Genomic DNA, 26,110 nt, shown 5'->3' with positions numbered 1-26,110 from the left:
AATGTTTTCTAGTATTGTAAATCTATTGAATGGTTTTTACAAAAATTCGAGTACCAAGGAAAGTGAAGAAAAGTTGACTCTTCTATCTCCTCAAGCAAATCTTCAATTCGATGAGACTCAGGTACAAAGTGTGCTCTCAGATTTTGAGAAATTGGAGTTTAAGGATAATAAGTGTTTTGACAAAATAGCAGACGATTATGAAAAGAAGGGGAAGAGTTCCCTCTTTAATTACGTGATATTGAATAAGCGGAAAGAAATAATCGATATATTAGATAGGAATCTTCCTCTTCTCGAAGAACAGGAGGAGTTTAGAAAGAAATATAGTCAATATGTTTTTCAAATTGACAAAGGAATGAGTTATGGAAAAGAACTTCAAGATAGACTTCAGTCTTTTAAAGATAGGGCAGAAGAAGTGTTATCAGATTTTGAAAAATTGAATTTCAATTTTAAGGATAATAAATGTCAAGATTCTTCTGATTCTGTAAATTATAATAACGGCCGGCCAGCGGATCCATTTGACAAAATAGCAAACTATTATCGACGGGAGAAGGAGAGCATTTTCCTTTTTAACTATGTGGTATTAAGTAAGCAAAGAGAAATAATGGATATATTGGATAAGAAGCTTACTTCTAAAGATCAGGAGGAGTTAAAAGAAAATTTTAAAAAGAGGTTGGGTAGATATCTTCTTCGAATTGACGAAGCAATGAATGATGCAAAAGAATTTCTAAACAAAGATGATCTAATTGGTTTCTTTGATGGATGTTATTGGCCAGACAAAAAGGCAGGACATCTTGTTAATCATTATGATAATCTTAGTATCAACATTACTAAACCTGGACAGAGTTTAGAAACTAGTCGTCTTTTTAGCGAAAAGATTAAAAGGATGGAAACAATTAAAAATGAGGTACAAAGAGTAAAAATATACAGTAATGATAAAAGAATAGTAACAATTGAGAAGAATGAGAAACAACAGAGGAACTACTCCTTTACAAAATTTGCAATATGTGACATCGAAATTAGTTGGTTTGGTGCGACCTGAAAGCCTTCGGTCATATTGTTTAAAAGGAGAGGAATTCATTCAGAAAGAAACTGAAAGGATTCTAAAGCTTATTGAACCAGATGTTTTGCCATCTGAGTCTACGCATCAGTGCGAATTGGGTAACCAGTTGGTGCCGAGCGACGCGGACAATGAACCTCCTCTTGATAAAGAAGATGCTCAATCGTGAGAGAAAGCATAAACTACAAGCATCATGTGGTTGGAGGGCTAGGCTTAGTGGTATGGTGAACGTAAGTGAAGCTTCATAAGTATCGTAACGATTAAAGAGCTAAAGATGCTGATAAGCTCCGACCAAAAGGTAATGTGACATTTTTCATTTCTGGATGTACGCAAATCACCGGTATAGAGAAGCCACCTAACCCACTATTGTATGACAAAAGGAACAGGATAAGCCTGTATTTTCGCCTATATGGCAGGCAACCCGCAAGGAATGCTGATGGATGTGCAGGTAAAGGATAATGGAGAAAGCGAATGCCATTTTGTAACGAAATGGATAGAATTTGTAACATTAATTCGCGTGAAAACGAGCAGACTTCCATTTGGTCCCTCATGACAAGAAACTTTGTTAACCACTTAAGGTAGGAAAGCAGATGATTACAAGTACAACTGTAAGTGTACCTACCAATAACTCCGAAGCATGGAACCAGTTACCCTGGAAGAAATGCCAAAAAGTTGTTATGAGGCTACAGAGGCGTATTGTTAAGGCTGTCCAACAAGGCAGATGGGGTAAGGTGAAAACTTTACAACACCTTCTCACACGCTCTTTTAGCGGCAAAGCTTTGGCGTTTAAGAGAGTAACTGAAAACCAAGGAAAAAACACAGCAGGTGTAGATCGTCAAATATGGTCAACTTGCAACACAAAATTTCAAGGAATAAAGCTATTAAAACAAAGAGGATACAAACCTTCTCCGCTAAAACGGATATACATCAGTAAGTCTAATGGCAAAAGAAGACCTCTTGGAATCCCTACGATAAAAGATAGAGCCATGCAAGCATTATACTTGTTTGCTTTGGAACCGATAGCTGAAACGATCAGTGATCGTCACTCTTATGGTTTTAGACCAAAAAGATCCTGCGCAGACGCTACTGTGGCTTGTCACTTGTTACTGGCAAGCCGTAACCAACTACAATGGATACTCGAAGGTGATATTAAAGGGTGTTTTGATAACATTAACCATGAATGGCTCATGAAGCATATTCCTATGGAGAAGAAAATTCTTCATAGCTGGTTAAAAGCTGGCTTCCTAGAATCAAAAACTCTGTATTCCACAACTGCAGGTACCCCACAAGGTAGTATCATCTCTCCAATACTAGCAAATCTAGCCCTAAATGGACTTGAAAAATCATTGGAAAGTCAATTTGGTAAACTTGGCAGTAAAAGAAGAAGCAAAATCAGAAGTGGAGTAAATGTAATCAGGTACGCAGATGACTTTATCATTTCAGGAATCACACGTGAAGTACTGGAAAATGAAGTAAAACCTCTAGTATCGTCCTTTCTTCAGGAGAGAGGTCTTATCCTTTCCGAAGAGAAAACAAAAATTACATCTATTACAACAGGGTTTGACTTTCTTGGTTGTAATGTACGCAGGTATAATAAGAAGTTAATTATAAAACCTTCAAAAGAAAGTATTAAGAAACTTCTTAATAAAGCACGTACATTGATAAAGGCAAACATAGCGAACACTCAGGCCGTACTAATCAAGTTGCTCAATTCCCTATTAAGGGGATGGGGAAATTACTACAGCCATGTGTGTGCGAAAAGAGCTTTTAACAAAATAGACCATGAAATTATGTGTGCTCTATGGAAATGGGCAAAGAAAAGACATCCTCGTAAAGGATTACGTTGGATAAAGAATCGTTACTTCAAGGTAATGAAACAACGCCAATGGGTCTTTGCTGCACCCATATGCAAGAACAAACCGAAAGAGATAAGGTATTTAAGACTGCTTAGGTTGATTGATATACCTATCAGACGACATGTTAAAATCAGGGCGGATGCAAATCCACTTGACTTAAAATGGAAAAAGTATTTTGATGAAAGAGTGAAACAAACAAAAATGTTAGCAAGCTCTTTCTCAAGAGAAGGTTCTCTACTGTTGGTGTCACCATTAAGAATGATGTTTTCTGAGGAATCATGAAGGACAAGCCGGTTCGAGAAAAGAAGGACTTAGATAAGGGGCTCAAGCGTAGTGTGGGGAAACCTGCATGCTGCGTTTCTAAGGGAGGGAGCAGTAGCAATACTACTTCCTTACCTAACCAAAAGATGAATCTGGAAAAGACCTTAACTGTACTGTTGTTCTAAATATAAATTTAGGTCAAGTTAGTATTAAAAAATCAACTATTGACGGTAAAGATGTTGAACCAAAGAAAATTTTAGAGTTAGCTAAGCAAAACGAGGCTGTGCTTATAAAAGGTAAAGCTTTACATGAAGTTTTAGCAGCACATTTCATTAAGCAAACACCATGTGAGGAAAAGAAGGATATGCAATCGCACGAGAATATCGTTGTACCTGGTTCCAGTGCACCTCGCTCTATTAATGAGGAAATAACTGTAGAGCATCCGTTCGGGAAAGCGGCAAATAAAGATAATCATAGAGAAATGTGAGTTTACAACAAATGGTGCCATGAAAGTAGCTGATACATAACTGTACGAACGTTTGTTTGCGAAGAAATGTTATAGCAGGTTTTGCCTCAAACACAAAGGTGTCATTCCAGTGCTTGACACTGGAATCCAGCCCTTTTACGCAGTCCCATTAAAAACGTTGTATTTTAACGTAGGATTAGCTACTTTTATACTCACCAACTTAATCTCTAATCAAAATTCCTGGATCCCAGTGTCTGGGCACTGGGATGACATCCTCCCTAGTGGATTCAAATCACAATATTCGTATAGTAAGCACTGACCACTTTTGCTTCAATATTTGCGATGCCCCTGAACAGATACAATTATTCTATTATCAGGAGGATGCCATTAATCGCTTTATATAATGCTACTTGTAACACTTATGCCCTGAACGGAGACAGTTTAGGCTGTTATGCCTGGCGGCTTTGTTGGAATAAGTTTTTCAACACTGCTAACAATAAAATTGATTGTATCGTCAGCTACCTTATCGAATTTATCATTTATCTCTTTTCCTATTTCTTGATTTTTAACATATTCGTGTAGAGCTAAAGCAGTTATAGCTGCACATGCTGCAATTAAGCCAGTTTGTGCTATAATGAATAGTGATAATCCTCCTACGAATATAGATGTTAATCCAATAGCCAGGTTTATAATTTTACTTTGTGTTGTTTGTTGCGTCGCTTGGCTTTGATCTGCCTGTTTATCCTCTAAAGCATTCGATATTGTTTTTAAGGCAACTTTTATCGCTATTGCTGCAACTGAAACCATAATTAGCCCTATAGCTATTTTTGCTAAAAGAAGAATCGACGGTAGCATCATTACAAATAATAGCGCGCCAATTCCTCCAGCTAACCACTTCTCATTTATTTTTTTTGATTGATTTGTACCAGTATTCATTATTACCCTCCACTTTACTTATGATTTACCTATATCTAATACGAAATATGAAGGTAGTCAACTATATATTTTATATGAAAGATTGTATTAAAAGTTTTTCATGTTATTTTTTGCTGCTTCGTGGTTAAATTTGGAATTTTAGAAAGAGTTACGTATTATTTGAAATTCTTGTATACTGTTTTGAATCAGTTAAATAGATAATGAAGTGCAGGACGCAGTTTTAATTTTACAAGATGGCAAGTGCTTTTGGGGAAAATCAGTAGGTAAAAAAGGCAAGTGCATAGGCGAGGTTTGTTTTACCACTGGTATGACCGGTTATCAGCATACTATAACTGATCCTTCTTTTGCCGATCAAATTATAACGTTCACTTTTCCTCATATTGGTAACATTGGAATAAATCATAAAGATAATGAAGGAAAGAAAATTTTTGCAAGTGGTGTGGTTATGCGTGAACTTTCTTCTATGTCCCACCCTTCTTCATATATCAGTTTAAATGATTGGTTAGAGAAAAATAACGTGATTGGGATATCAGGAGTTGATACTAGAGCTTTAACAAGACATTTGAGAGAACATGGATCTCAAAATGGAATGATATGCTCATCGAGTAAGGCGCATGCATTAGACAAATTGAAGGAATACAAACCTGTAAATGGGATAGAAATAACTAATAAGGTTAGTTTAAATAACAGTTTTGAAAATAATAGACTAGCGGAGCACTTTGTCATCCAAGTAGCTGACTACTCGGATCCAGCAAAAAATATATGGATTCCAGTGTCACGCACTGGAATGACATCAGATAGAGCTATTGACCTTAATGCAAAATATAGGATTGTAATCGTTGATTTTGGCGTAAAAATCAGTATAGTTTCACGCTTAATAGAACTTGGTTGTACAGTTGAATTAATCAGACCAAGCACAGGTTTTGCTCAAAAAGTGTTGAGTATGAATCCAGATGGTATAGTGCTTTCAAATGGTCCTGGTGATCCGCAAGAAATAGGAGAAAGTGTAGTTTCAGAAATAGACATTATTATAAAATCTAAAATACCAATTTTTGGCATATGCATGGGCCATCAATTACTTGCGATTACTTTGGGGGCAAAGACCATCAAGATGGATATAGGTCACCGAGGGAGTAACCATCCAGTTTATGATGTAATTAGTGGAAAAGTTGAGATCACTAGCCAAAATCATGGTTTTGTTGTTGATTCAGCTTCTCTTCCAAGTAATGTTGAAATTACTCACATTTCTCTATTTGATAATAGTGTAGAGGGAATAATGATGAAAGATTACCTAGTCTTTTCTGTGCAATATCATCCAGAAGAAGCGCCAGGTACGCATGATTCGCATTATTTGTTTAGGCGTTTTATTGGCAATATTGTGTTATATAAAATGAAATCTGCATGATTTTAATCAGGGTAGGTTTTATTGCTTGATTTTTTAATTTTAGGCGTTTAGTATTAAATACAATAAGAGCTTAAGTTAAGATGCTAAAATAGTATTCTCTTAACAAATTTTTGCGGAGGAGTGACCGAGTGGTTAAAGGTAACAGACTGTAAATCTGTCCGCGTGAGCGTACGTAGGTTCGAATCCTACCTCCTCCATTGTGCGGGTATAGCTCAATGGTAGAGCTCTAGCCTTCCAAGCTAGTGACGTGGGTTCGATTCCCACTATCCGCTCTTTTTTTTGTTGTATTTTTATAAAATCAACATATTATTTATTGATGTATTTGTATTTTAGGTAGAAAAGTTTAAATTATGACAGCAATAGTGGAAGCATTTGGAAAGCCGCATGTAAATGTGGGAACAATAGGACATGTGGATCATGGGAAGACGACGTTAACAGCGGCGATAACGAAGCATTATGGAAATTTTGTAGCGTACGATCAGATAGACAAAGCGCCAGAAGAAAGGAAGAGGGGGATAACGATAGCAACAGCGCATGTTGAGTATCAGACAGAGAAAAGGCATTATGCACACGTTGATTGTCCTGGACACGCTGACTATGTAAAGAACATGATAGTAGGTGCAGCACAGATGGATGCGGCGATATTGGTAGTGTCGGGGGTTGATGGGCCAATGCCACAAACGAGAGAGCATATATTGCTGGCGAAGCAGGTAGGTGTTGGATATGTCGTGGTGTATATAAATAAAGCTGATGTTGCTGATGCTGATATGATAGATTTAGTAGAAATGGAAGTGAGGGAATTACTGAGTAAATACGGATTTCCAGGGGATGAAGTGCCTGTGGTGGTTGGTTCAGCGCTCAAGGCGCTGGAGGATGACAGCAGCGAATATGGAAAGAAATCAATAGATAAATTGATGGAAAAGTTAGATGAATATGTAGCGGTTCCACCAAGGCCTGTGGATTTACCATTTTTATTGCCAATCGAAGATGTATTTTCGATATCGGGGCGAGGAACAGTGGTAACAGGAAGAATAGAGAAGGGAGAGATAAAGACGGGAGAAGAGATAGAGATAATAGGTCTGAAAGCGACGCAAAAGACGATATGCACAGGTGTTGAGATGTTTAAGAAGTTGCTGGATAAGGGAAGTGCAGGACTCAATGTAGGAATATTGTTAAGAGGAACAAAAAGAGAAGAAGTGGAGAGAGGGCAAGTATTAGCGAAACCGGGGACGATAACACCGCATAGAAAGTTTAAGGCGGAGGTTTATATATTAAAGAAAGAGGAAGGAGGAAGGCATACACCATTTTTTGCGAATTACCAGCCACAGTTTTATTTAAGGACAACGGATGTAACTGGGAGCATAAAATTGTTAGATGGGAAGGAGATGGTAATGCCAGGAGATAATGTGAGTGTAGAAGTAGAATTGCAAGTACCGATAGCAATGGATAAGGGATTGCGTTTTGCGATAAGAGAAGGCGGTAGAACTGTTGGTTCTGGTGTTGTTTCTGAAATTTTGGAGTGAGTGTAGTAACTAAGATGAAGCAAGATATATATATTAACATTAAGGCTTTCGATTGTTCTTTATTGGAGGAGTGTGTTCGAAAATTTGTTGATGAATTAAAGCGGTCCAGTGCAAAATTATCTGGTCCGATTGCGTTGCCAAGGAAAGATTCTAAATTTATTGTTAATAGATCTCCTCACGTTGATAAAAAATCTCGTGAACAGTTTGAAATGAGAACTTCTAGGCGTTTGGTTGTTTTACATGATCTTACTCCTACTATGATGCAGATGCTTACAGGTTTATCTTTTTCTGCTGGCGTAGAAGTGGATTTAAAAGTCAAGGAAGTTAAGGTTTAGGAGAAGGAAATGAAGAGAATAAATTCGCTGAGGAGAATTGGTTTACTAATGATGAATGTTGGTCATACTGCTATGTATTCTGACAATAGTCGCATGGCTGTAACTTTATTGCATCTCAGCGAAACTCATATTATTGATATAAAAGGACAAGATAAATGTGGCTATAATTCAGTCATTTTAGGCACAGGAGATTTTAAAAATATAGCAAAACCTCAGTTGGAATATTTAAAGAAAAAGGGTATAAATAATAAATGTAAGTTATACGAAAGTAGATTAAATGACCTGTCGGGAATAGAATGTGGTAAAAAAGTGGGAATCAATCATTTTGTGGTTGGTCAATATCTTGATATTACGGGTTATTCTATAGGTAAAGGATTTGCTGGTGTGATGAAGCGGCATAATTTCAGTGGGCTTAGGGCATCTCATGGTGTTTCTATTGCTCACAGATCACAAGGTTCCACTGGCCAATGTCAGGATCCTGGTAGAGTATTCAAAGGAAAGAAAATGGCTGGTCATTTAGGTAACAGCAGGATAACTGCACAAAATATGAAGATATTATCCATTGATCATGAAAATAGTATAATTGCTGTGAAGGGTAATAATGTTCCTGGGTTTAAAAATTCCTATGTTTTTGTAAGAGATGCAGTTAAAAAATCTTTACATAAAGATGTTCCTTTTCCGGTAGGTTTACTGTTAGATGTAAATGATGATGCTAGTAATTTGGTAAGTTAGTTATGGAATGTAATTTAGTTAATCTATCTAATGATAATGTAGGTACTGCTCAGCTCAATCCTTTGATATTTTCTGCTAAGCAAAAATTGAGTATTTTGCATGATATAGTGAGATGGCAATTAGCGAAGAGAAGAGCTGGTACTCATAAAACAAAAGGTATTAGTGATGTCTCTGGTACAACAGCTAAACCTTATGGTCAAAAACGTACCGGTAGGGCAAGACAAGGGAGCTTGCGATCTCCTCAATTTAGAGGTGGTGGGATTATTTTCGGCCCTGTTGTGAGGAGTCATACTTATTCTCTTAATAAGAAGGTACGCAAATTTGGTTTAAAAATTGCTTTATCTCTAAAGTATTTAAATAATCAAGTAATTATTCTGGATAATTTAAATATTGATGTGAAGAAAACGTCTGAAATGTGTAAATGTATTAAAAATTTTAAATTTTCTTCCTTTTTGATAGTTGGTGATTATGGAGATGATTTGTTGCGTGCGGCTAAAAACTTGCACTATGTAGACTTAATCAAACCTATTGGGTTAAATGTTTTTGATATATTGAATCACGAATGCGTGATGTTGACAAAGGATACTTTAAAGCATCTTGAAGGTAGATTGTTATGATCAAATATAATAATATAATAAAATCTTCTATAATTACAGAAAAGGCCTCTTTTTTGAGGGAGAAGTTTAATAAATATTCTTTGTATGTTTTTGTAAATGTAAATAAGCGTCAAATAAAGTTGGCAATAGAGTCTCTATTTGATGTTAAAATTTCTTCTATAAATGTTGTTAGAATTAAGCCTAAATATAGGCGTTTTAGGGGTGTGGTTGGTTGTGAAAAACAGAAAAAGAAAGTTTATTTTTCTTTGATGGATGGTCAAAAATTAGATATAATGAGCGTTTAGTATGGGTATGAAATTTTTTAATCCTGTTACTCCGTCTTCTCGTGGGACTGTGTTAGTAAGTAAAGTTGGTTTATCAAAAGATGAGCCAGAAAAGTCTCTTACATCCGGTAAAAAGTCCAGTGGTGGAAGAAATAATCATGGTAGAATTACAACTCGTCATAGGGGTGGTGGTCACAAAAAGAAGTATAGAGTGATAGATTTTAAGCGTAATAGAAGTGGTCAAGGTATAGTTGAAAAAATAGAGTATGACCCAAATAGAAGTGGGTTTTTGGCGTTAATATCATATAAGGAAGATGATATTAAGTCTTATATATTAGCTCCTCAAGGTATGAAGCCAGGTGATGTTGTTACAGCTGGGAATGATGCTGATATTTTGCCAGGGAATTGTTTACTACTCAAGCATATACCTGTTGGTTCTTTCGTTCATAATGTTGAGCTGAAGCCAGGTAATGGTGCTGCGATTGCTAGAGCTGCTGGTTGTTATGCACAAATCGTTGGTCGTGATGGCCAATATGTTTTATTACGACTCAGGTCTGGTCAAATTAGGTTGATTTTATCTTCTTGCAAGGCTACTATTGGTGTAGTATCTAACCCTGACCATAAGAATAGAAAGTTGGGTAAAGCTGGGAGAAGTAGGTGGCTTGGGATTAGACCTACTGTACGTGGAGTTGCAATGAATCCAGTTGACCATCCTCATGGAGGCGGGGAAGGAAAAACCTCTGGTGGTCGTCATCCTGTTACTCCTTGGGGTGTTGCAACAAAAGGAAAGAAAACTCGAAGGAGAAATAAATCTAGTGATAAGTATATAAAACAATTGAAAGGTTAGTTTATGAGTAGATCTGCATGGAAGCCTCCTTTTTGTCATCCTTCTATATTAAAGTCGGTGAATAATGCTTTAAACAAGGGGTTTGTTAACATGGCTATAAAAGTTCATTCCAGGGCTTCTGTAATTCTTCCTAATTGTTTAGGTTTAAAGTTTGCTGTTTATAATGGTAAGGATTACATTCCTGTGAATGTTAATGATCAGAATATGATAGGTCATAAGTTTGGTGAGTTTTCACCCACTCGTAAATTTACTGGGCATAGTGGTGATAAAAAGGCGACAAGAAGGTAATTGATATGAAAAACAGAGATGTAATAGTTAAAGCTGGTTCTAGGGTTTTAAAATCAACTCCTCGTAAATTGAATTTGGTTGCTGGTTTAGTACGTAATAAAAAAGTTTCTTTTGCCACTGTGCAATTAAGATTTTGTGAAAAGAAAGCTGCAGGTCTTATAAGGAAGGTATTAAATTCTGCGATTGCTAATGCTCAAAATTATGGATTGGATATCGATAATTTATATATAAAAGAAATTTTAATAGGTAAGTCTCTTACTTTGCGTAGGGTATGTCCAAAAGCTATGGGTAGAGCTAATAGAGTTAGTAAACGTTATAGTAATATAACTGTAAAATTGGGGGAAATTATATGATTCATAAAAATAGAAAATTAATAAGGAAAGTGCAAAAATATGGGAAACGTTAATCCTAAAGGATTTAGGTTAAAAATAATTAATACTTGGTCATCTATTTGGTATGCTGAGAAGGGTTATAAACAAGGGTTGCATCAAGATTTATCTATTCGCAGTTATATAAATGAATCTTTTAAGCATGCTGGTGTTTCTAAAGTAATTATAGAGCGTACGATCGATTTGGTGTCTGTAATAATACATTCTTCTAGACCTGGAGTGATAATAGGTAAGAAAGGCTCGGATATTGAGAAGATAAAGCAAAAGATAGCTGAAAAAGTAAAAAATAATGTGGAAGTGAATGTAGTAGGGGTTAAAAGGTCTGAAATAGATGCAGTTTTAATATCAAACAGCATTGCACAGCAGTTAGAAAAAAGGGTTTCATTTAGAAGAGTGATGAAAAAAGCTATTCAAAGTTGTTTGAGGATGGGTGCTAGAGGTATTAAAGTAAGTTGTTCTGGGCGCCTTGGCGGAGCTGAGATAGCTCGTACTGAGTGGTATAAAGAAGGCCGTTTGCCTTTGCATACTTTACGTGCTAATATAGATTATGCTTTTGCTGAAGCAAAAACTATATATGGCATCATAGGAGTTAAGGTCTGGGTTTATATTGGTAACTAATTAGGTATATTGAAATGTTTATTCCTAAAAAAAGTAAATATAAAAAAGTATTTAAAGGACGAATTAAGGGTAACACGAAAGGTGGTAGCACATTATCTTTTGGAGATTATGGTCTAAAGGCTATGGAAGCAGGTAGGATTCAATCTAAGCATATTGAAACTGCAAGGCGTGTAATATCTAGAACATTAAAACGCTCTGGTAAAGTGTGGATAAGAATTTTTCCTGATACCCCTGTTAGTAAAAAGCCGGCGGATGTGCGTATGGGTAAAGGGAAAGGTAGTGTTGAGTTTTGGGTATTTAAAGCTAAGCCCGGTAGAATGTTGTTTGAAATTAGCAGTGATGTTCCCATGCATTTAGCAAGATTGGCGCTTGAAAAGGCAACTGCTAAGCTTCCTATGAAGTGTAAATTTGTATCTAATCATAATTAAATGGAGTTGCAATGGATATAGCTGACATTGAATCGAGGTCCTCGCAAGAATTGCATGAAATTCTTGTGAATTTGAGAAAAGAGTTTGTTAATTTGGTTTTTCAAAAGAAGCTGGACCAGTGCAACAATATTTCGCGTTTTAGCTTAATAAGAAAGAGCATAGCTCGTATTTTAACTACATTAAATAAAAGAAGAAGAGAGGAAAAGAATGCCTAAAAAGGTTTTTTGTGGTACTGTAACTAAGGCTAAGTGTGATAAGACTGTAAAGGTTTCGGTATTACAAGTGTATAAGGATGAGCTGTATAAAAAGGTTATAAAAAAATACAAGAAGTATACAGCACATGATGAGAATAATAGTTGTAAAGAAGGGGACAAGGTTTTAATACAAGAACACAAGCCTATTTCTACTACTAAAAAATGGGTTATTGTTAATAGCTCACATTGAATAGGATGTTTATATGATTCAAAAAAATACATTGTTGGAAGTAGCTGATAATTCTGGCGCGCGTGCAGTGCTTTGTATTGGTTTATTGGGTGGTAGAAAGTCTGCATCTATAGGTGACACAGTTATTGTATCTACTAAATCTATTACTCCAAGAGGGAAAGTTGAGAAGGGAAAAGTATATAGAGCAGTTGTGGTGAGGGTGAAAAGCCCTATTAGGAAATCTGATGGTTCTGTAATTCGTTTTTCTAGCAATGCTGTAGTTTTGATTAACGATCAAGGTGAACCACTTGGCACTCGGGTGTTTGGTCCGGTAAAAAAGTTATCATCTGGTTCTTTTATGAAGATAATGTCATTAGCTGTTGAGGTTTTATAATGAGTGCTAAAATAAAAAGTGGTGACGACGTTATAGTTTTAACTGGTAAAGATAAGGGAAAAATTGGTAAGGTAATCAAAGTTATAGCACGTGATGCTAAAAAGAAAGTAATTGTTTCTGGAGTGAATGTGCATAAGAGACATACTAAACCAAAAGCTGGTAGTAGTGGTGGTATATTAAATAAAGAGTTAGCTATTGATATATCCAACGTTGCAACATTGGACCCTAAATATAAAACTCCAACTAGAGTGGGGTTTAAGGTTATAGACGGTAGAAAAGTGCGTTTTGCAAAAGTTTCTGGAGAAGTGATAGATTAGGTTGATATGTTTAAAGAATTGTATAAAGATAGCATAGTAAAGTCCTTGAAGGATAAGTTTAATTACGGCAATATAATGCAAGTGCCTAAACTTGTCAAGGTGTGTATCAATATGGGCGTTGGAGATGCTGCTACAGATAGTAAAGCAATAAATGAACCACTTGATAGCCTATATTTGATTGCTGGGCAGAAGCCTTTATCAACTTTTGCAAAAAAATCTATTTCTGGCTTCAAGATCAGAAAAGGTGCTACAGTAGGTTGCAAAGTAACTTTGCGTAGAGATAAAATGTATGAGTTTTTAGAAAGATTGATATATATTGCTTTGCCAAGGGAAAAAGATTTTAGAGGATTTAGTGTGAAGCAATTTGACGGTAATGGTAATTTTTCCTTTGGTATAAAGGAACATATCTCGTTTTTAGAAATAGACTATGATAAAATAAGTAAAATTAGAGGTATGGATATTAATATTATAACAAGTGCAGTTAGTGATAAGGAAGCAAAGGAATTATTACTGGCTCTTAAATTTCCTTTTTTTGATTAATTGAGAGGAGAAATATATGGCAAAAAAATCTATGATAGAAAGAAATCTTCGCAGAATAAAGTTGTGCGATCAATATAAAGAAAAAAGAGAAAAATTGAAATCTATAATAAATAATAAGAATTTGTCTATTGTAGAAAGGTTTACAGCTCAAAATAAATTAATTAAAAAATTGCCTAGAAATTCTTCTAAAACCAAAATTAGAAATAGGTGTGCTTTAACTGGGAGACCAAGAGGAGTATATAGAAAATTTGGTTTATGTAGAATTGTTTTGCGTGATTTATGTTCTTTTGGGCAAATTCCAGGAGTTACAAAGTCTAGTTGGTAAATATAATATAAGGAGTATATTGTGGCGTTATCTGATAGTATTGGTGATTTTTTAACAAGGATACGTAATGCTCAATTGGCAATGCATAGGGCAACAAGGGTACTATTTTCTAAGATGAATTCTTCTATATTGGAGATTTTAAAAGAGGAAGGGTATATCCTTGATTATGAAAAGCAAGTTGTAGATAACTTACCTTCTTTCATTGTACAATTGAAGTATTATGAGAAGTCACCTGTAATTAGTGACATAGTTAGGGTGTCAAAGCCTGGTTGTCGTCGTTATTCTAAGTATAAGGACATTTCTAAAGCATATAATGGTCTTGGTATTTTTATTATATCGACACCCAAAGGAGTGATGACTGATTATAATGCACATAAATTAAAGGTTGGTGGAGAAGTTTTGTGTCGTGTGTTTTAAATAATAGGAGAAATTCATGTCTCGTATAGGTGCTGCTCCTATCAATATTCCTGCTGGTGTTTCAGTTGAATATAATAATGGTAGTATGTTAATAAAGAGTGCTAAGGCTGAAAAGGAAGTTAGCTTGATCAGGGATGTTGTGTGTCAGATTATTGATAATCAGCTATTGCTTTCTGTTGATCAAGATAAAGATAATTATGATAAAATAAAGCCTATGTGGGGCACTTATAGGAGTAATATTAATAATATCATTAACGGCATGGTTGATGGTTTTTCTGTTAATCTTGAGATTAACGGTGTGGGATATAAGGCAGAGTGTGATGGTAAGTATTTGACTTTATATCTTGGTTATAGCCATAATGTTAAATATAAAGTGCCTAAAGATGTTGAGATTAAGTGCATAAAGCCAACTCACTTAGTAGTTAGTGGTATGGATAAGCAGAAGGTCTATATGGTGGCGTCTGATATATGCAAAATTAGAAAATATGATCCTTATAAAGGTAAGGGTGTTGTAATAAAAGGCAAATTTATGCTGCGTAAGGTTGTAAGTAAAAAGAAGTAATAAAAATGAAAAGATCGTATAATTTTTTAAGTAATTCTGAAAAAAGGAAGTTACGTAATAGAGCGAAGCTTGACAAGAGCGCTGAACGTTTACGTATATCCATATTTAAATCTAATAGGCATTTTTATGTCCAGTTAATTAATGATGTAAAAGGAATAACTCTCACTTCAGCTTCTACTTTGGATGCTAAAATTAAGGATGTATGTAAAGGGAAAGTCAACGCTGAAACTATAAAACAGGTTTCTTCTTTAATGGTTGAGCGTCTGTCTGGCATGAAATTAGAGCAGCAGCTTACGTTTGATCGTGGAGCGTATAAATACACAGGATTAGTTTCTCAATTTGCTGAGGCTTTAAGAAGTTCTGGATTTGAATTTTAGAAGGTTTTGAATATGGCTATAAAGAATTTACAAAATAATAATGATTTATCAGAGCTTTTAGTTTCGGTACGAAGAGTGACAACGGTTACCAAAGGTGGTAGAAGATTTTCATTTTCAATTTTGGTTGTTGTTGGCGATGAGAAGGGTAGGGTAGGGTGTGGAATAGGTAAGCACGCAGAAGTTGCTGAAGCAAGAGTCAAAGCTGTAAATGCTGCAAAGAAATCAATGATTAGAGTATACTTGCGTGAAGGTAGAACTTTGCATCATGATATTAAAGCTAAATTTTGTTCTGGTGAGATAGTTTTAAGAACCGCAAGAGCCGGAACAGGTATTATTGCTGGTGGAGCGATTAGATCAGTTTTTGAGGTGTTAGGTATAAAGGATGTGGTAGCTAAATCCACTAGATCAAATAATCCTCATAACGTTATATGTGCGGTGTTTAAGGCTTTTGATAGTATGTTATCTCCTCGTCAGGTAGCAAGCAAAAGAGGCAAAAAGATTAGCGAGATAGTTGGAAACAGGTAAAGTATGAATAATGCTGTAAAATTAAACTCTATATTTACTAAATTATCTAAGAAAAAGAAGCCTAAGTTGCTGGGTAGAGGTATCGGTTGTGGTAAAGGTAAAACATCCGGTAGAGGGCATAAAGGGCAGAAGGCTAGAAGTGGAGTTTCTATAAATGGTTTTGAGGGTGGACAACAGTCTATATATACTCGTTTGCCTAAAAGAGGTTTTAAGCCTATACGTAGGAGCATATACTCTATAATTAATGTTGGCGATATACAGCGCTTAATGGAAGCTAAAAAAATAGTGAAAGACTCTGTTATAGATAAGGAGAGGCTGTATAAATTAGGTTTTATAAAGTCTATTAAGGATAAAATTAAACTTCTTAATAAAGGTAAGTTGAGCGAAAAATTTGTGTTTCATGTTGATTTTGCGTCAGAAGCTGCAAAAAAATCTGTAGCTTCAGTTGGTGGTAGTGTGGAAATACTATCGTAAGTCATGGGCAATAAATCAGCATTTAATAGCTTGGATCCTACGTTGTTATATAAAGGCGATTTATTAAAGCGTATATTTTTTACGCTAATAGCTTTAATTTGCTATCGCTTGGGTACTTATGTGCCTATTCCTGGAATTAATCTTGATGTAATTAATGATATATTTCCCAAAGATGGCTCAGGCGTTTTTGGAGTATTTAATTTATTTTCTGGTGGTGCATTGGCTAGAATGACAATTCTAGCATTGAACGTTATGCCATATATAATGGCTTCTATCATTATTCAGTTACTTTCTTCTGCGATTAAAGGAATGAAGGAAGTTAAGAATGATGGAGAGTCAGGCCGTAGAAAGATGAATTCTTATATACGCTATCTGACCATAGTAATTTGTGTATTTCAATCAATTCCAATTTTGGTTGGATTGGAAGGGATGAATAGGGAAGGGGTATTGGTTGTAATCGAACCTGGTGTTATGTTTCGTACAATAGGTGTTTTCAGCCTTTTAGGTGGAACTATGCTTTTAATATGGCTTGGTGAACGAATCAGCGCTAGCGGTATAGGCAATGGTATCTCATTAATCATTTTCACGGGTATAATATCAGAGTTACACAGCTCTTTGTCATCTTTGTTAACGTTAAATAAAAACGGTAGCGTATCGTTATTTATTATCCTTTTTGTTTTGGTATTGTTTTTTTTGCTGCTACTCTTAGTCATTTTTGTAGAGTCTTCTTATAGAAAGGTTATTGTTCAACATCCTAAAAAGCAATTTAAAAGATTACATAATGACGATTTTACTTATATTCCATTGAAGATTAATTTATCTGGTGTAGTACCAACCATTTTTGCTAATGCAATTTTATTGACACCTATTTCAATTGCAAATTTCTATAAGGGGCACGCTTTTTCTGATTTTATTTTGAATTACTTTATGGCAAATAAAGTAGTATATATTGTAGCCTATTTGGTGCTGATAGTATTTTTTAATTTTTTCTATACCAATTTTATATTTAATCCAGAGGAAAACGCAGATTTTCTTAAAAAAAATGGTGGTTTTATACCTGGTAGAAGGCCTGGGAAACATACTTCTGATTACCTTCAAGATATAGTTTTTAAGTTGACATTCATTGGCTCTGCGTATTTGGTAGTCATATGTACTGTACCTGAAGTTATGAGATATTATTATGATATACCATTTATTTTTGGTGGGACGAGCTTACTGATTATAGTGAACGTTATTACTGATACTATTATGCAAATACAATCTTATATTTTTTCAAATAGGTACGACAACTGGATAAAGAAATATGAGTCTAAAACGAGGAAAGTAAGATGATCATTACGATTTTTGGTCCTCCAGGTTCTGGTAAAGGTACTCAGTCAAGCTTGTTAATAGCAAAATATAATTTAAAATTAATTTCAGTAGGGGATTTATTAAGGAATATTATATCTAGCAGTAGTGAGTTAGGTAAAAAAATAAAGGGTACCGTGGAATCTGGTAATTTAATTCAAGATGAAATTATATGTGGATTATTACGTGACCAGCTTGCATTAGTGGATGATAATTGCTTATTAGATGGTTTTCCGAGAAATTTAAACCAGGCTCATTTTTTGACTCAAGTTTTGCAAGAAAAATATAATAGGGATGTTGACATTGTAGTTGAGCTGCAGCTTGACGATAATATTGCAATCGATAGGTTAAAAAATCGTCTCGCGTGTTTGGACTGTAAAAGCATATATAGTGTATCTTCTTTTAAGAGTACTACTTGTGCTAAATGTAAAAGTACGAGGTTAGAGAAAAGAATTGATGATGCTGATATGTCTGCAATTAATAAGAGAATAAGTGAATATCACCTTCAAATGAAAGGTTTACGCGAGTATTATAAAGGCAAATTATTAACAATTGACGCTAATTTGAGTGTTGATGAGGTAACGCAAGAGATTGAAAGTAAAATTTCTTGTAATTTGGTTTGACTCTGAGTTGTTTTATGGTATAAATTAAGAGTTGTTATTAATAAAGTATCGAGGTACCAGTGGCACGTATTGCAGGCATAAATATTCCAGTGAGGAAATGTGTTCCTTTTGCATTAACTTATATATATGGTATAGGTATTGCTACTGCGAATGTAATTTGTCACGCTTGCGAAGTTGATAAGCGCAAACGTGTTTCAGAATTACGAGATGAAGATATAGAAAAGATCAGCGGTTTCATTAGACAAAATTATGTTATAGAAGGTGAGCTCAGAAAAGAAGTGGCTATGAACATAAAATCTTTAGTGGAAATGGGATGCTATAGAGGGGTGAGACATAGAAAAGGTTTACCTGTGAGAGGGCAAAGGACTCATACTAATGCTAAGACTCGTAAAGGTAGATCTCGGTTGCCTATTGCTGGGAAAAAATAAAATTTATTATTATTGTGAGTTTTAATGAAAAAAGTCAAAACGGTTAGTAAGAGTAAGAAGGAGTTTATTACTGGTGTTGTCCATATTCGTGCAACTTTTAATAATACTTTTGTAAATGTAACTGATGTTCATGGTAATACGCTATGTCAAACTTCTGTGGGTGCATGTGGTTTTTCAGGTTCGAGAAAATCCACACCTTATGCTGCAGGTAAGGCTGCGGAGTCTGCTGCGAAGAACGCAATGGAGAGATTTGGTATGAAGGTTGTCTCTGTAATAATTCGCGGCCCTGGCTTTGGTACCGAAGCTGCGGTTAAAGCACTTCAGAGCTGTGGGTTGACTGTGACTTCAATTGCAGATAAAACCGCAATTCCTCATAATGGGTGCAGGTTAAGAAAAAAAAGAAGAGTATAGGATATTTGAAAAGGTTGTTTTATGTATTATAATAATGATGTTTCTCTCTGTAGCAATTTAGATAAATTGATTAAACCTAGTTCAGTTAAGGTAATATCAGATGATTCAAGTGAAAAAAGTGATATAGTGCTAGAACCGTTGGAAAGTGGTTTTGCTTTAACATTAGGCAATGCATTAAGACGTGTAATGTTATCTTCTCTTAAAGGTAGTGCTGTTTATGGAATAAAAATTGAAGGTGTAACTCATGAGTTCACTTCAATTCAAGGGGTGAGAGAAGACGTAACTGATATAGTATTAAATATGGGTACGTTGAGGTGTAAATTAAATGGTGCTTCTAATAAATGCTTAAATTTAAACGCTAAAGGGCCTTGCCAGGTATTAGCTGGGATGATAGAAACTGATGATCAATGCTCTATTGTTAATAAAGATTTGTTAATATGTACGCTGGGGCAAAATGTGGAGCTTAACATGACCATATATGTGGCTAGCGGAAAAGGTTATCTTCCTGTAACTAAATATAAAGAAAATGAACTTTTGAAGCTTATGAGTGAACAGGATTTAATTGGTTTTATTCCAGTTAATGCTTTGTATAGCCCTGTCAACAGGGTTTCGTACAGGGTAGAGAACAGTCGTGTTGGCCAAGTGACTGATAAGGATAAGCTGATATTGTCAATTGAAACTGATGGTACAATTTCTCCGAGTCAAGCTGTTGACTCTGCTGCAAGAATATTACAGGAGCAACTTCAGCCCTTTATTAGTTCTGATGTAAGTTATAAAAAATCGCAGGTTTCTTCGTCTAGTGGTGCTAAAGATTTGGGTTATGACCCTGTCTTATTGCGTAAGGTAGATGAAATGGAATTATCTGTCAGGTCTCATAACTGTCTGAAAAACGAAAACATCACTTATATAGGTGATCTTGTACAAAAGACAGAAGGTGAAATGTTAAGAACTGCTAATTTTGGCAGAAAGTCTTTGAATGAGATTAAGGCAGTTTTGACTAATTTTGGCTTGTCTTTGGGTATGAATGTGCTAAACTGGCCACCTAAGGATATAGATGAGTTGGCTAAACAACATACTGATGAAGATTAGGTGATATATGAAACATGGAATAAAAAAACGTAAACTATCTCGTTGTACTGAACATAGATTATCGACGTTAAAGAATCTATCTATCTCATTAATTAACCATGAGCAGATTGTAACTACTTTACCAAAAGCTAAGGAACTTCGTCCATATGTCGAAAAGTTTATTACAATTGCTAAGAATAAGAATACTTTACATGGTAGAAGACTTTTGCTTTCACGCCTTCATAATAGTAAGTTAGCAGTTGATAAGTTATTAAACGTCTTAGCCAGCCGTTATCAAGATCGTAAAGGTGGGTATTCTAGAATAATAAAATTTAGCACTCGAAAGGGTGATTGCGCTTCAATGGCAGTGATAGAACTGGTTGATAGGGATATTGCAGCAAGAGGTAAGGTTTATAGTAAAAATAAAGAAGGAGGCAAAGTAGTTACACAAAGTTAATTGTTATCATAATTGTTCTTCTTGTGGTAAGTAGGTTACGCTACTTTGTAGGTTACTTTGGCGAGTTATTAGTTTTAGTATATTTAAAACTGAAATGGTATAATGTTATAAAACGCCGTTACCGTTGTAAGTTCGGTGAAATTGACTTAATTGTATCTAAAAAAAAGGAGCTGATTTTTATAGAAGTTAAAACAAGTTTACTTGGAAAAGAAATACCGATATCTCATCTTCAATGTCAGTCTATTATAAATTCTTCTAAGTATTTCTTAAGTAAAAACCTTAGTTTTTTAGATTATTCAGTCAGATATGATTTATATTTTCTTTCCTTAAAGAGAAGACCTGTTTATATAAAAAATGCTTGGATTGAAGAATGAAAGATTTGTAGCTGAATTAATTTAGATTTACTGGATTTAATATGAAAAAGACCCAATACAATAATTTAGTTTCATCTTACGCTAGAGTGCTATTTCATGTCTCAGGAAGCAGGTTAGGTATTATAAGGAAAGAAGTAGAATTTTTGTTGGCTTTTTTTAAGGATCAACGTGATGTTTTTGTGTACCTATCTCATCCTATGATTTCTTTTGCACACAAAAAAGAAGTGATGCTTTCTATAAATGAGCACTTGAGTGAGAATTTAGTAAAATTTATTATGGTTATATTTGCAAATAAACGCTCTAGTTTATTGATCCTTATATTAGAAAAATTCTTAAGTCTTGCAAGAGAAAATGAAAATGAATTCGAAATTACTATAAAGTCAGCAGAAACTTTAAAGGAATCTGATATAAAAATAATTACTGAATCTTTGAGCTTTCTTGGTAAAATAATAAAAGTAAGCAATGTGGTTGACCCTTCTATACTAGGTGGCTTCGTAGTTAGGTATGGTTTTAATTTGATCGATGCTTCGCTAAAAAGTTACTTGGATAGGTTAGTTGACTTAAGTAAAATGGAAATATTAAAAGTAAGGAATTTTGTATGAAGAACAGTATGAATGTTTCTGAGATAGCAAGTATAATAAGAGAAAAGGTTGAGACGTTTGATAATCCTATAAAGCGGGAAAATATAGGTGAAGTAATTTCAGTAACAGATGGTATCGCATTGGTTTATGGGCTGGAAAAAGCAAAATTCGGTGAAAAGGTATTTTTTGCAAGTGGTGTAGAAGGAATAGTTCTCGATTTAGATCATAATACGGCTGGAATAGTTGTGCTTGGTAATGACCGTGATGTGAAAGAAGGGGACGTTGTAAAATGTAGTGGTGATGTTGTGCAGGTGCCTGTAGGGCATGAATTGTTAGGGAGAGTTGTAAATGCGTTGGGCCATCCTATGGACGACGGTGGGGAAATTAGAGCCAAAAACAGAATGGATATAGAATCTAAAGCGCCAGGCATTATTGATCGTAAGTCTGTGCATGAGCCACTGCAAACAGGAATTAAAATTATAGATTTGCTAATTCCAATAGGTAGAGGGCAGCGTGAATTAATTATTGGTGATAGACAAATTGGTAAAACTACTATTGCGCTTGATACTATTATCAATCAGAAGAAGATTAACGATGAGGTAAACGAAAATCAAAAAGTTTACTGTGTTTATGTTGCTATTGGGCAAAAAATTTCAACAGTAGCAAAAGTGGTAAATAAGCTGAAAGAAAGCGGAGCATTAGAGTATACAACTGTAGTTGTGGCTAGTGCATCTGACTGCGCGCCTATGCAATTTTTAGCACCTTATGCTGGTTGCACTATTGGGGAATTTTTCCGTGACAATGGAATGCATTGTTTGATTATATATGATGATTTATCTAAGCATGCTGTGGCATATAGGCAGATGTCTTTATTGCTCAGACGTCCTCCTGGTCGTGAAGCTTACCCTGGAGATATATTCTATGTACATTCTCGCTTGCTTGAAAGAGCTGCTAAAATGTCTGATAAAAAAGGGCAGGGTTCTTTAACTGCTTTGCCAATTGTCGAAACTCAAGCTGGTGATGTATCCGCATATGTGCCAACAAATGTTATTTCAATTACCGATGGGCAGATCTTTCTTGAGTCTGAATTATTTTATAAAGGATTTCGACCTGCAGTAAATATAGGTTTGTCGGTTTCACGGGTTGGTTCTGCTGCACAATTAAAGTCTGTGAAAAAAGTTGCTGGTTCTATAAAGCTAAGCTTAGCTCAGTATAGAGAATTAGAAGATTTTGCAAAATTTGGTTCTGATCTTGATGCTAGTGTTCAATTATCCTTGAATAAGGGTAAATATCTTGTTGAGTTATTAAAGCAAAAACAACATTTACCTATGTCAATAGAAGAGCAAGTAGTGCTGATGTATATTTTTTCTAACCTGTATAATCAGTTAAGTAAAATACAAATAAGTAACGTTAATAAATTTGAACATGATCTTGTTAATTATTTTCGTACTGTACACCCTGGGGTTTTAAAAAAGTTGTCAAATGACATGAATGGTGATATAAAAGGTGATATTTTTAATATTGTGAGTAATTTTGTTACTCAATTTAATTGCGTTTAGGTGGTAATTATGGCTTCATCTATTATTAATAAATTTCCTATGACGAGGGAAGGTTTTGAGGATATACAAGCCGAACTTGAAAAATTAAAGGAAGAAAAGCCTTCTGTTATACAAGCTATTTCTGATGCTCGTGATCAAGGTGATTTGTCTGAAAACGCAGAGTATCATGCTGCACGGGAAAGGTTAGGTTTTATTGAAGGCCGTATAATGGAGATAGAAAGTAAGCTCTCACATGCGGAAGTAATAGAAGTAAAAAATTTGTCTGGTGATTCAGTAATATTTGGTGCAACTGTGACATTAAGAATGTTAAGTGATAATAACGGTGAAGTGGAATATGTTTATAAGGTTGTAGGCGAATATGAAGCTGATGTTTCAAAGCAGTTAATATCTACTAGTTCACCACTCGGGAGTGCCTTAATCGGCAAAAAAGTCGGTGAGTATGTGGAAGTGACAGTGCCAAATGGAGAGAAATTGTATAAAATAGTTAAGATTGAATTTAAGTAAATTATTATGGTACAGGCCACTTATGCTTCAATGAGTCTACCCGGTATTTCTTCTGTGGAAGATGTATTAGAGGATGCTCGTTCCGGTAAATTGTTCATTTTAGTTGATGATGAAAGTAGAGAGAATGAAGGTGATTTGGTTGTCTTAGCTGAAAAAGTAAAACCAGAACATATGGCTTTTATGGTTAGATACGGTACTGGTATTGTATTTTTAGCTATGACAAAGCTTCATATGAGTAAACTAAATCTTGAGTTTATGAGGAAGAGCAATGTAGATGAAAAGCTTACTCCTCATACTGCATTTACTACGTCAATTGATGCGCGTTATGGCATTACAACAGGTGTTTCTGCTCATGATAGAACGCATACGATACTTACTGCCATTGATGAAAAGAGTACTAAGGACGATATTATTACTCCAGGGCATGTTTTCCCTATTATTGCAAATGAAGGCGGGGTTTTAGCACGCAATGGTCACACTGAAGCAAGTGTTGAAATAGCAAAGTTGGTTGGTCTTAATCATGCAGCTGTAGGGTGTGAATTAGTGAATGATGATGGCTCTATGATGCGCTTACCTCAGTTGCTTAAATTTGCTGAACAACATAAAATTAAGTTAACTACCATCGACAAACTTATCAGTTACGTTAAAAAATTAAACTAGCGTTTATAAATTTGTATAATTTAAGTGTTAAAATATAAAATTCCTGTAAATTATACAAGCACAGAATTTTCATGTTTAGAATTGCTAAGTTTTTGACCTTATTGTTCTTTCTTGCATATTATAATAATGCTTACTCTATTAACATTATTAGAGATAGTGAGGTGGAAGCAATAGTGAAAGAGCTAGCGCAACCTTTATTTTCTGCTGCAGATATTGATCATGATCAAGTGAAAGTTTTTGTAATTAATGACAGTTCGATTAATGCTTTTGTAATTAACAATAACAGTATCTTCATTCATTTAGGGCTTTTACGATATTCGGCTAAACCTTATGTCTTGCTTGGTATATTAGCACATGAGATTGCTCACATATCTGCTGGTCATATATTGCAAATGAGTAGTGCTATGGGTTATTTTCAATCGATAGCAATGATTAGTTATATGGTAGGATTAGTTTCTAGTATTATCATTAACCCTCAGGTTGCTGGTGCAATTTTGCTTAGTGGTGTAGCACTCAGTTCAAGGCTATTTTTTAACTATTCTCAAGAGCAAGAAAGTGTAGCAGATAGCTATGCTTTAAGGTACCTTGATGAATCTGGCTATGATAATTCAGGTATGAAAGAGATTTTTGATTATTTTAAAAGTATTGAGCATGAGAATACCGAGGAATATTTCCGTACTCACCCACTTAGTGAGAAACGTATATTTGCTGTACAGAATTATAAGGTCAAAAACAACGTAAAACCAATTTTTGCGGATAAGTTACTAAAGTTTGAGCGTGTGGTTGCAAAGCTAGACTCTTTCTTTGCTCCTATTCATGTGTTATCTAATAAATATGAAGATAATTCTGAGTATGTAAATGCTATAGTTTGCTATAGGCAAGGAAAGATAGAGGAGGCTATTGCTAAAGTTAATTCATTGATTCAAGAGTCACGCAATGACCCATACCTATATGAATTAAAAGCAGAAATGCTATACAAGGCTGGAAATTTAAGTGAAGCAATAAAAATGTATGAGGAATCGCTTAGGTATTTATCTGAGAAAAACAGTTATTTAGTGAAACTTGCATTATCTCATACTTTATTATTACACGGTGATGCAAAAAAGGCAATTTTTTACCTGGAGCAGATTTTGAATGTAGAACCAAATAACGCTTTTGTCTGGAAATATTTAAGCGTTGCATATAAATGTGACGCTGATACGGCAATGCATTATTTTTCTTTGACAAAAAAGGCTTGTATTGAAGGTGATTTAAAGCAATTTACAAAATATGCTGAGCTAGCTGTTAAAACTTTACCAAAAGATAGCCCTTATTTGTTGCAAGTTGAAGATATGAAGCGATTTAATGGATAACAAAAAAGCATTTCTGTACTTTTATGGGTTTCTCTTTCCACAATTTTCCAACATAGCTTTTGCTTCATCGCTTACATTGGGCATAATTTTCGTTATGATAGTTTTAGCGCCAAAAAATACACCACAGAACATGCCAAGAGCAAAGAGGGCTGGCCACGGCATCCTGCCAAATATTGCAAGCAAAGCTGCACCAATTATTACTACCGTCATAAGTGGACCGCCTATCCCCCAAACATAACCAATAATATTGCATATTACTTTAGTTGTGTCATCCATATCAGGGTTAGCTGCATAACCTGAGAAAGAGAAAAGCAATACTACGCAAAAAACACTAAAAAATTCCATTATAGAGCTCATTTTTTTGCCTCTAA

Annotated in this window: 41 protein-coding genes, 2 tRNA genes and 1 pseudogene; 42 read left to right on the top strand and 2 right to left on the bottom strand. The window is 35.0% G+C overall.

Annotated features, from left to right (window positions below; all coding sequences use genetic code 11):
- Position 1: 1 nt before the first annotated feature.
- The 6 genes and pseudogenes from ABL518_RS05365 (at position 2) to ABL518_RS05340 (ending at position 3,661) form a co-directional block, all read left to right on the top strand.
- Positions 2-1,039, top strand: coding sequence for a hypothetical protein (locus tag ABL518_RS05365; RefSeq protein WP_182309092.1), 1,038 nt, complete (start codon positions 2-4; stop codon positions 1,037-1,039).
- Positions 1,005-1,226, top strand: coding sequence for a hypothetical protein (locus ABL518_RS05360; RefSeq protein ID WP_251371799.1), 222 nt, complete (start codon positions 1,005-1,007; stop codon positions 1,224-1,226). Before ABL518_RS05365 ends, ABL518_RS05360 begins: the two co-directional genes overlap by 35 nt.
- A gap of 240 nt (positions 1,227-1,466) precedes the next feature.
- On the top strand, positions 1,467-1,610 hold the full coding sequence (locus ABL518_RS05355; RefSeq protein WP_173862902.1) for a hypothetical protein: 144 nt from the start codon (positions 1,467-1,469) through the stop codon (positions 1,608-1,610).
- Between the two features lie 37 nt (positions 1,611-1,647).
- Positions 1,648-3,195, top strand: a complete 1,548-nt coding sequence (gene ltrA, locus ABL518_RS05350; protein ID WP_010082015.1) for a group II intron reverse transcriptase/maturase — start codon at positions 1,648-1,650, stop codon at positions 3,193-3,195.
- Positions 3,192-3,317, top strand: a pseudogene (locus ABL518_RS05345) (transposase); the annotation flags it as partial. The gene ltrA and the pseudogene ABL518_RS05345, both read left to right, overlap by 4 nt.
- Positions 3,318-3,457: 140 nt before the next feature.
- A complete protein-coding gene (locus tag ABL518_RS05340; RefSeq protein ID WP_348994371.1) occupies positions 3,458-3,661 on the top strand; it encodes a hypothetical protein in 204 nt (67 codons plus the stop codon).
- Between the two features lie 420 nt (positions 3,662-4,081).
- Here the strand turns inward: ABL518_RS05340 and ABL518_RS05335 are convergent, their stop codons facing one another.
- Entirely contained in the window at positions 4,082-4,576 is a 495-nt protein-coding gene (locus ABL518_RS05335; RefSeq protein ID WP_010962761.1) for a hypothetical protein, read from the bottom strand.
- Positions 4,577-4,781: 205 nt separating this feature from the next.
- Between ABL518_RS05335 and carA the strand changes: the two genes are divergently transcribed.
- The 36 genes from carA to ABL518_RS05155 all read left to right on the top strand — a co-directional run bounded on the left by carA (position 4,782) and on the right by ABL518_RS05155 (position 25,739).
- The gene (gene carA, locus ABL518_RS05330) at positions 4,782-5,981 is read left to right on the top strand and encodes a glutamine-hydrolyzing carbamoyl-phosphate synthase small subunit (protein ID WP_010962760.1); all 1,200 of its coding nucleotides are present in this window, start codon (positions 4,782-4,784) and stop codon (positions 5,979-5,981) included.
- Positions 5,982-6,095: 114 nt separating this feature from the next.
- Positions 6,096-6,178: transfer RNA gene (locus ABL518_RS05325), tRNA-Tyr, on the top strand.
- Positions 6,179-6,182: 4 nt separating this feature from the next.
- Positions 6,183-6,253, top strand: a tRNA-Gly gene (locus tag ABL518_RS05320).
- 78 nt (positions 6,254-6,331) lie between these two features.
- Complete coding sequence (gene tuf, locus ABL518_RS05315; protein ID WP_095742716.1) at positions 6,332-7,504, top strand: elongation factor Tu; 1,173 nt, start codon at positions 6,332-6,334, stop codon at positions 7,502-7,504.
- A gap of 14 nt (positions 7,505-7,518) precedes the next feature.
- A complete protein-coding gene (gene rpsJ, locus ABL518_RS05310; RefSeq protein ID WP_095742861.1) occupies positions 7,519-7,839 on the top strand; it encodes a 30S ribosomal protein S10 in 321 nt (106 codons plus the stop codon).
- Positions 7,840-7,848: 9 nt separating this feature from the next.
- Positions 7,849-8,571, top strand: coding sequence for a 50S ribosomal protein L3 (rplC, locus tag ABL518_RS05305; RefSeq protein WP_348994370.1), 723 nt, complete (start codon positions 7,849-7,851; stop codon positions 8,569-8,571).
- Between the two features lie 2 nt (positions 8,572-8,573).
- Complete coding sequence (gene rplD, locus ABL518_RS05300) at positions 8,574-9,188, top strand: 50S ribosomal protein L4 (RefSeq protein WP_012673183.1); 615 nt, start codon at positions 8,574-8,576, stop codon at positions 9,186-9,188.
- Complete coding sequence (locus ABL518_RS05295; protein WP_010962755.1) at positions 9,185-9,472, top strand: 50S ribosomal protein L23; 288 nt, start codon at positions 9,185-9,187, stop codon at positions 9,470-9,472. Before rplD ends, ABL518_RS05295 begins: the two co-directional genes overlap by 4 nt.
- A gap of 1 nt (position 9,473) precedes the next feature.
- The gene (gene rplB, locus ABL518_RS05290) at positions 9,474-10,298 is read left to right on the top strand and encodes a 50S ribosomal protein L2 (RefSeq protein ID WP_015589143.1); all 825 of its coding nucleotides are present in this window, start codon (positions 9,474-9,476) and stop codon (positions 10,296-10,298) included.
- A 3-nt stretch (positions 10,299-10,301) separates the two neighbouring features.
- Entirely contained in the window at positions 10,302-10,586 is a 285-nt protein-coding gene (gene rpsS, locus ABL518_RS05285) for a 30S ribosomal protein S19 (protein ID WP_006279181.1), read from the top strand.
- Between the two features lie 5 nt (positions 10,587-10,591).
- The gene (gene rplV, locus ABL518_RS05280) at positions 10,592-10,939 is read left to right on the top strand and encodes a 50S ribosomal protein L22 (protein ID WP_007549821.1); all 348 of its coding nucleotides are present in this window, start codon (positions 10,592-10,594) and stop codon (positions 10,937-10,939) included.
- 39 nt (positions 10,940-10,978) lie between these two features.
- Positions 10,979-11,593 (top strand): 30S ribosomal protein S3, encoded by a 615-nt coding sequence (rpsC, locus tag ABL518_RS05275; RefSeq protein ID WP_095742714.1) that lies wholly within the window; start codon positions 10,979-10,981, stop codon positions 11,591-11,593.
- A gap of 14 nt (positions 11,594-11,607) precedes the next feature.
- On the top strand, positions 11,608-12,021 hold the full coding sequence (rplP, locus tag ABL518_RS05270) for a 50S ribosomal protein L16 (RefSeq protein WP_010962752.1): 414 nt from the start codon (positions 11,608-11,610) through the stop codon (positions 12,019-12,021).
- 11 nt (positions 12,022-12,032) lie between these two features.
- Positions 12,033-12,236 (top strand): 50S ribosomal protein L29, encoded by a 204-nt coding sequence (rpmC, locus tag ABL518_RS05265; RefSeq protein WP_095742713.1) that lies wholly within the window; start codon positions 12,033-12,035, stop codon positions 12,234-12,236.
- Positions 12,229-12,465: a 30S ribosomal protein S17 gene (gene rpsQ / locus ABL518_RS05260; RefSeq protein WP_007549925.1), complete on the top strand. Its 237-nt coding sequence runs from the start codon at positions 12,229-12,231 to the stop codon at positions 12,463-12,465. The genes rpmC and rpsQ overlap by 8 nt, the downstream gene beginning before the upstream one ends.
- A 13-nt stretch (positions 12,466-12,478) precedes the next feature.
- The gene (rplN, locus tag ABL518_RS05255; protein WP_006279348.1) at positions 12,479-12,838 is read left to right on the top strand and encodes a 50S ribosomal protein L14; all 360 of its coding nucleotides are present in this window, start codon (positions 12,479-12,481) and stop codon (positions 12,836-12,838) included.
- Positions 12,838-13,155, top strand: a complete 318-nt coding sequence (gene rplX / locus ABL518_RS05250) for a 50S ribosomal protein L24 (RefSeq protein ID WP_006279347.1) — start codon at positions 12,838-12,840, stop codon at positions 13,153-13,155. Before rplN ends, rplX begins: the two co-directional genes overlap by 1 nt.
- A 6-nt stretch (positions 13,156-13,161) precedes the next feature.
- Positions 13,162-13,695, top strand: coding sequence for a 50S ribosomal protein L5 (rplE, locus tag ABL518_RS05245; protein WP_010962750.1), 534 nt, complete (start codon positions 13,162-13,164; stop codon positions 13,693-13,695).
- 16 nt (positions 13,696-13,711) lie between these two features.
- The gene (rpsN, locus tag ABL518_RS05240) at positions 13,712-14,020 is read left to right on the top strand and encodes a 30S ribosomal protein S14 (RefSeq protein ID WP_006279345.1); all 309 of its coding nucleotides are present in this window, start codon (positions 13,712-13,714) and stop codon (positions 14,018-14,020) included.
- A gap of 21 nt (positions 14,021-14,041) precedes the next feature.
- Positions 14,042-14,437, top strand: a complete 396-nt coding sequence (gene rpsH / locus ABL518_RS05235) for a 30S ribosomal protein S8 (RefSeq protein WP_348994369.1) — start codon at positions 14,042-14,044, stop codon at positions 14,435-14,437.
- Between the two features lie 16 nt (positions 14,438-14,453).
- On the top strand, positions 14,454-14,999 hold the full coding sequence (gene rplF, locus ABL518_RS05230; protein WP_007551152.1) for a 50S ribosomal protein L6: 546 nt from the start codon (positions 14,454-14,456) through the stop codon (positions 14,997-14,999).
- A 5-nt stretch (positions 15,000-15,004) separates the two neighbouring features.
- Positions 15,005-15,376 (top strand): 50S ribosomal protein L18, encoded by a 372-nt coding sequence (gene rplR / locus ABL518_RS05225; protein WP_006279867.1) that lies wholly within the window; start codon positions 15,005-15,007, stop codon positions 15,374-15,376.
- A 12-nt stretch (positions 15,377-15,388) separates the two neighbouring features.
- Positions 15,389-15,901: a 30S ribosomal protein S5 gene (gene rpsE, locus ABL518_RS05220; RefSeq protein WP_010962748.1), complete on the top strand. Its 513-nt coding sequence runs from the start codon at positions 15,389-15,391 to the stop codon at positions 15,899-15,901.
- Between the two features lie 3 nt (positions 15,902-15,904).
- Positions 15,905-16,375: a 50S ribosomal protein L15 gene (rplO, locus tag ABL518_RS05215; protein ID WP_006279863.1), complete on the top strand. Its 471-nt coding sequence runs from the start codon at positions 15,905-15,907 to the stop codon at positions 16,373-16,375.
- A 3-nt stretch (positions 16,376-16,378) separates the two neighbouring features.
- Entirely contained in the window at positions 16,379-17,707 is a 1,329-nt protein-coding gene (gene secY / locus ABL518_RS05210; RefSeq protein ID WP_095742712.1) for a preprotein translocase subunit SecY, read from the top strand.
- Complete coding sequence (locus tag ABL518_RS05205; protein WP_007550178.1) at positions 17,704-18,345, top strand: adenylate kinase family protein; 642 nt, start codon at positions 17,704-17,706, stop codon at positions 18,343-18,345. The genes secY and ABL518_RS05205 overlap by 4 nt, the downstream gene beginning before the upstream one ends.
- Positions 18,346-18,404: 59 nt before the next feature.
- Positions 18,405-18,773, top strand: coding sequence for a 30S ribosomal protein S13 (gene rpsM / locus ABL518_RS05200; RefSeq protein WP_010962745.1), 369 nt, complete (start codon positions 18,405-18,407; stop codon positions 18,771-18,773).
- Between the two features lie 24 nt (positions 18,774-18,797).
- Positions 18,798-19,184: a 30S ribosomal protein S11 gene (rpsK, locus tag ABL518_RS05195; protein WP_015589137.1), complete on the top strand. Its 387-nt coding sequence runs from the start codon at positions 18,798-18,800 to the stop codon at positions 19,182-19,184.
- 21 nt (positions 19,185-19,205) lie between these two features.
- On the top strand, positions 19,206-20,273 hold the full coding sequence (locus ABL518_RS05190) for a DNA-directed RNA polymerase subunit alpha (protein WP_095742711.1): 1,068 nt from the start codon (positions 19,206-19,208) through the stop codon (positions 20,271-20,273).
- 7 nt (positions 20,274-20,280) lie between these two features.
- Positions 20,281-20,709, top strand: a complete 429-nt coding sequence (gene rplQ, locus ABL518_RS05185) for a 50S ribosomal protein L17 (RefSeq protein ID WP_007550873.1) — start codon at positions 20,281-20,283, stop codon at positions 20,707-20,709.
- Between the two features lie 23 nt (positions 20,710-20,732).
- Positions 20,733-21,083, top strand: coding sequence for a YraN family protein (locus tag ABL518_RS05180; RefSeq protein ID WP_012673177.1), 351 nt, complete (start codon positions 20,733-20,735; stop codon positions 21,081-21,083).
- Positions 21,084-21,124: 41 nt separating this feature from the next.
- A complete protein-coding gene (gene atpH, locus ABL518_RS05175) occupies positions 21,125-21,685 on the top strand; it encodes an ATP synthase F1 subunit delta (protein WP_010962742.1) in 561 nt (186 codons plus the stop codon).
- A complete protein-coding gene (gene atpA, locus ABL518_RS05170; RefSeq protein WP_038198926.1) occupies positions 21,682-23,223 on the top strand; it encodes a F0F1 ATP synthase subunit alpha in 1,542 nt (513 codons plus the stop codon). Before atpH ends, atpA begins: the two co-directional genes overlap by 4 nt.
- 9 nt (positions 23,224-23,232) lie before the next feature.
- Positions 23,233-23,727 carry a transcription elongation factor GreA gene (gene greA / locus ABL518_RS05165; RefSeq protein WP_010082628.1) on the top strand — a complete coding sequence of 165 codons (495 nt, stop codon included), beginning with the start codon at positions 23,233-23,235 and terminating at the stop codon, positions 23,725-23,727.
- A gap of 6 nt (positions 23,728-23,733) precedes the next feature.
- Entirely contained in the window at positions 23,734-24,387 is a 654-nt protein-coding gene (ribB, locus tag ABL518_RS05160; protein WP_038198925.1) for a 3,4-dihydroxy-2-butanone-4-phosphate synthase, read from the top strand.
- Positions 24,388-24,458: 71 nt separating this feature from the next.
- On the top strand, positions 24,459-25,739 hold the full coding sequence (locus ABL518_RS05155; RefSeq protein WP_095742709.1) for a M48 family metalloprotease: 1,281 nt from the start codon (positions 24,459-24,461) through the stop codon (positions 25,737-25,739).
- A gap of 21 nt (positions 25,740-25,760) precedes the next feature.
- Here the strand turns inward: ABL518_RS05155 and ABL518_RS05150 are convergent, their stop codons facing one another.
- A complete protein-coding gene (locus ABL518_RS05150) occupies positions 25,761-26,096 on the bottom strand; it encodes a TrbC/VirB2 family protein (RefSeq protein WP_095742708.1) in 336 nt (111 codons plus the stop codon).
- Positions 26,097-26,110: the final 14 nt, after the last annotated feature.

Origin of the sequence: Wolbachia endosymbiont of Drosophila willistoni, assembly GCF_040084705.1 — a bacterium.
Taxonomy (GTDB): Bacteria; Pseudomonadota; Alphaproteobacteria; order Rickettsiales; family Anaplasmataceae; genus Wolbachia; species Wolbachia pipientis.
This window is presented reverse-complemented; position numbering and strand designations above follow the sequence as displayed.

What these genes read in the sequence shown, in the direction of transcription:
- ABL518_RS05365 (WP_182309092.1), top strand. Translation starts at nt 2, where the DNA reads ATGTTTTCTAGTATTGTAAATCTATTGAATGGTTTTTACAAAAATTCG.
- ABL518_RS05355 (WP_173862902.1), top strand. Translation starts at nt 1,467, where the DNA reads ATGGCAGGCAACCCGCAAGGAATGCTGATGGATGTGCAGGTAAAGGAT.
- ltrA (WP_010082015.1), top strand. Translation starts at nt 1,648, where the DNA reads ATGATTACAAGTACAACTGTAAGTGTACCTACCAATAACTCCGAAGCA.
- ABL518_RS05335 (WP_010962761.1), bottom strand. Translation starts at nt 4,576, where the DNA reads ATGAATACTGGTACAAATCAATCAAAAAAAATAAATGAGAAGTGGTTA.
- tuf (WP_095742716.1), top strand. Translation starts at nt 6,332, where the DNA reads ATGACAGCAATAGTGGAAGCATTTGGAAAGCCGCATGTAAATGTGGGA.
- rpsJ (WP_095742861.1), top strand. Translation starts at nt 7,519, where the DNA reads ATGAAGCAAGATATATATATTAACATTAAGGCTTTCGATTGTTCTTTA.
- rplC (WP_348994370.1), top strand. Translation starts at nt 7,849, where the DNA reads ATGAAGAGAATAAATTCGCTGAGGAGAATTGGTTTACTAATGATGAAT.
- rplD (WP_012673183.1), top strand. Translation starts at nt 8,574, where the DNA reads ATGGAATGTAATTTAGTTAATCTATCTAATGATAATGTAGGTACTGCT.
- ABL518_RS05295 (WP_010962755.1), top strand. Translation starts at nt 9,185, where the DNA reads ATGATCAAATATAATAATATAATAAAATCTTCTATAATTACAGAAAAG.
- rplB (WP_015589143.1), top strand. Translation starts at nt 9,474, where the DNA reads ATGGGTATGAAATTTTTTAATCCTGTTACTCCGTCTTCTCGTGGGACT.
- rpsS (WP_006279181.1), top strand. Translation starts at nt 10,302, where the DNA reads ATGAGTAGATCTGCATGGAAGCCTCCTTTTTGTCATCCTTCTATATTA.
- rplV (WP_007549821.1), top strand. Translation starts at nt 10,592, where the DNA reads ATGAAAAACAGAGATGTAATAGTTAAAGCTGGTTCTAGGGTTTTAAAA.
- rpsC (WP_095742714.1), top strand. Translation starts at nt 10,979, where the DNA reads ATGGGAAACGTTAATCCTAAAGGATTTAGGTTAAAAATAATTAATACT.
- rplP (WP_010962752.1), top strand. Translation starts at nt 11,608, where the DNA reads ATGTTTATTCCTAAAAAAAGTAAATATAAAAAAGTATTTAAAGGACGA.
- rpmC (WP_095742713.1), top strand. Translation starts at nt 12,033, where the DNA reads ATGGATATAGCTGACATTGAATCGAGGTCCTCGCAAGAATTGCATGAA.
- rpsQ (WP_007549925.1), top strand. Translation starts at nt 12,229, where the DNA reads ATGCCTAAAAAGGTTTTTTGTGGTACTGTAACTAAGGCTAAGTGTGAT.
- rplN (WP_006279348.1), top strand. Translation starts at nt 12,479, where the DNA reads ATGATTCAAAAAAATACATTGTTGGAAGTAGCTGATAATTCTGGCGCG.
- rplX (WP_006279347.1), top strand. Translation starts at nt 12,838, where the DNA reads ATGAGTGCTAAAATAAAAAGTGGTGACGACGTTATAGTTTTAACTGGT.
- rplE (WP_010962750.1), top strand. Translation starts at nt 13,162, where the DNA reads ATGTTTAAAGAATTGTATAAAGATAGCATAGTAAAGTCCTTGAAGGAT.
- rpsN (WP_006279345.1), top strand. Translation starts at nt 13,712, where the DNA reads ATGGCAAAAAAATCTATGATAGAAAGAAATCTTCGCAGAATAAAGTTG.
- rplF (WP_007551152.1), top strand. Translation starts at nt 14,454, where the DNA reads ATGTCTCGTATAGGTGCTGCTCCTATCAATATTCCTGCTGGTGTTTCA.
- rplR (WP_006279867.1), top strand. Translation starts at nt 15,005, where the DNA reads ATGAAAAGATCGTATAATTTTTTAAGTAATTCTGAAAAAAGGAAGTTA.
- rpsE (WP_010962748.1), top strand. Translation starts at nt 15,389, where the DNA reads ATGGCTATAAAGAATTTACAAAATAATAATGATTTATCAGAGCTTTTA.
- rplO (WP_006279863.1), top strand. Translation starts at nt 15,905, where the DNA reads ATGAATAATGCTGTAAAATTAAACTCTATATTTACTAAATTATCTAAG.
- secY (WP_095742712.1), top strand. Translation starts at nt 16,379, where the DNA reads ATGGGCAATAAATCAGCATTTAATAGCTTGGATCCTACGTTGTTATAT.
- ABL518_RS05205 (WP_007550178.1), top strand. Translation starts at nt 17,704, where the DNA reads ATGATCATTACGATTTTTGGTCCTCCAGGTTCTGGTAAAGGTACTCAG.
- rpsK (WP_015589137.1), top strand. Translation starts at nt 18,798, where the DNA reads ATGAAAAAAGTCAAAACGGTTAGTAAGAGTAAGAAGGAGTTTATTACT.
- ABL518_RS05190 (WP_095742711.1), top strand. Translation starts at nt 19,206, where the DNA reads ATGTATTATAATAATGATGTTTCTCTCTGTAGCAATTTAGATAAATTG.
- rplQ (WP_007550873.1), top strand. Translation starts at nt 20,281, where the DNA reads ATGAAACATGGAATAAAAAAACGTAAACTATCTCGTTGTACTGAACAT.
- atpH (WP_010962742.1), top strand. Translation starts at nt 21,125, where the DNA reads ATGAAAAAGACCCAATACAATAATTTAGTTTCATCTTACGCTAGAGTG.
- atpA (WP_038198926.1), top strand. Translation starts at nt 21,682, where the DNA reads ATGAAGAACAGTATGAATGTTTCTGAGATAGCAAGTATAATAAGAGAA.
- greA (WP_010082628.1), top strand. Translation starts at nt 23,233, where the DNA reads ATGGCTTCATCTATTATTAATAAATTTCCTATGACGAGGGAAGGTTTT.
- ribB (WP_038198925.1), top strand. Translation starts at nt 23,734, where the DNA reads ATGGTACAGGCCACTTATGCTTCAATGAGTCTACCCGGTATTTCTTCT.
- ABL518_RS05155 (WP_095742709.1), top strand. Translation starts at nt 24,459, where the DNA reads ATGTTTAGAATTGCTAAGTTTTTGACCTTATTGTTCTTTCTTGCATAT.
- ABL518_RS05150 (WP_095742708.1), bottom strand. Translation starts at nt 26,096, where the DNA reads ATGAGCTCTATAATGGAATTTTTTAGTGTTTTTTGCGTAGTATTGCTT.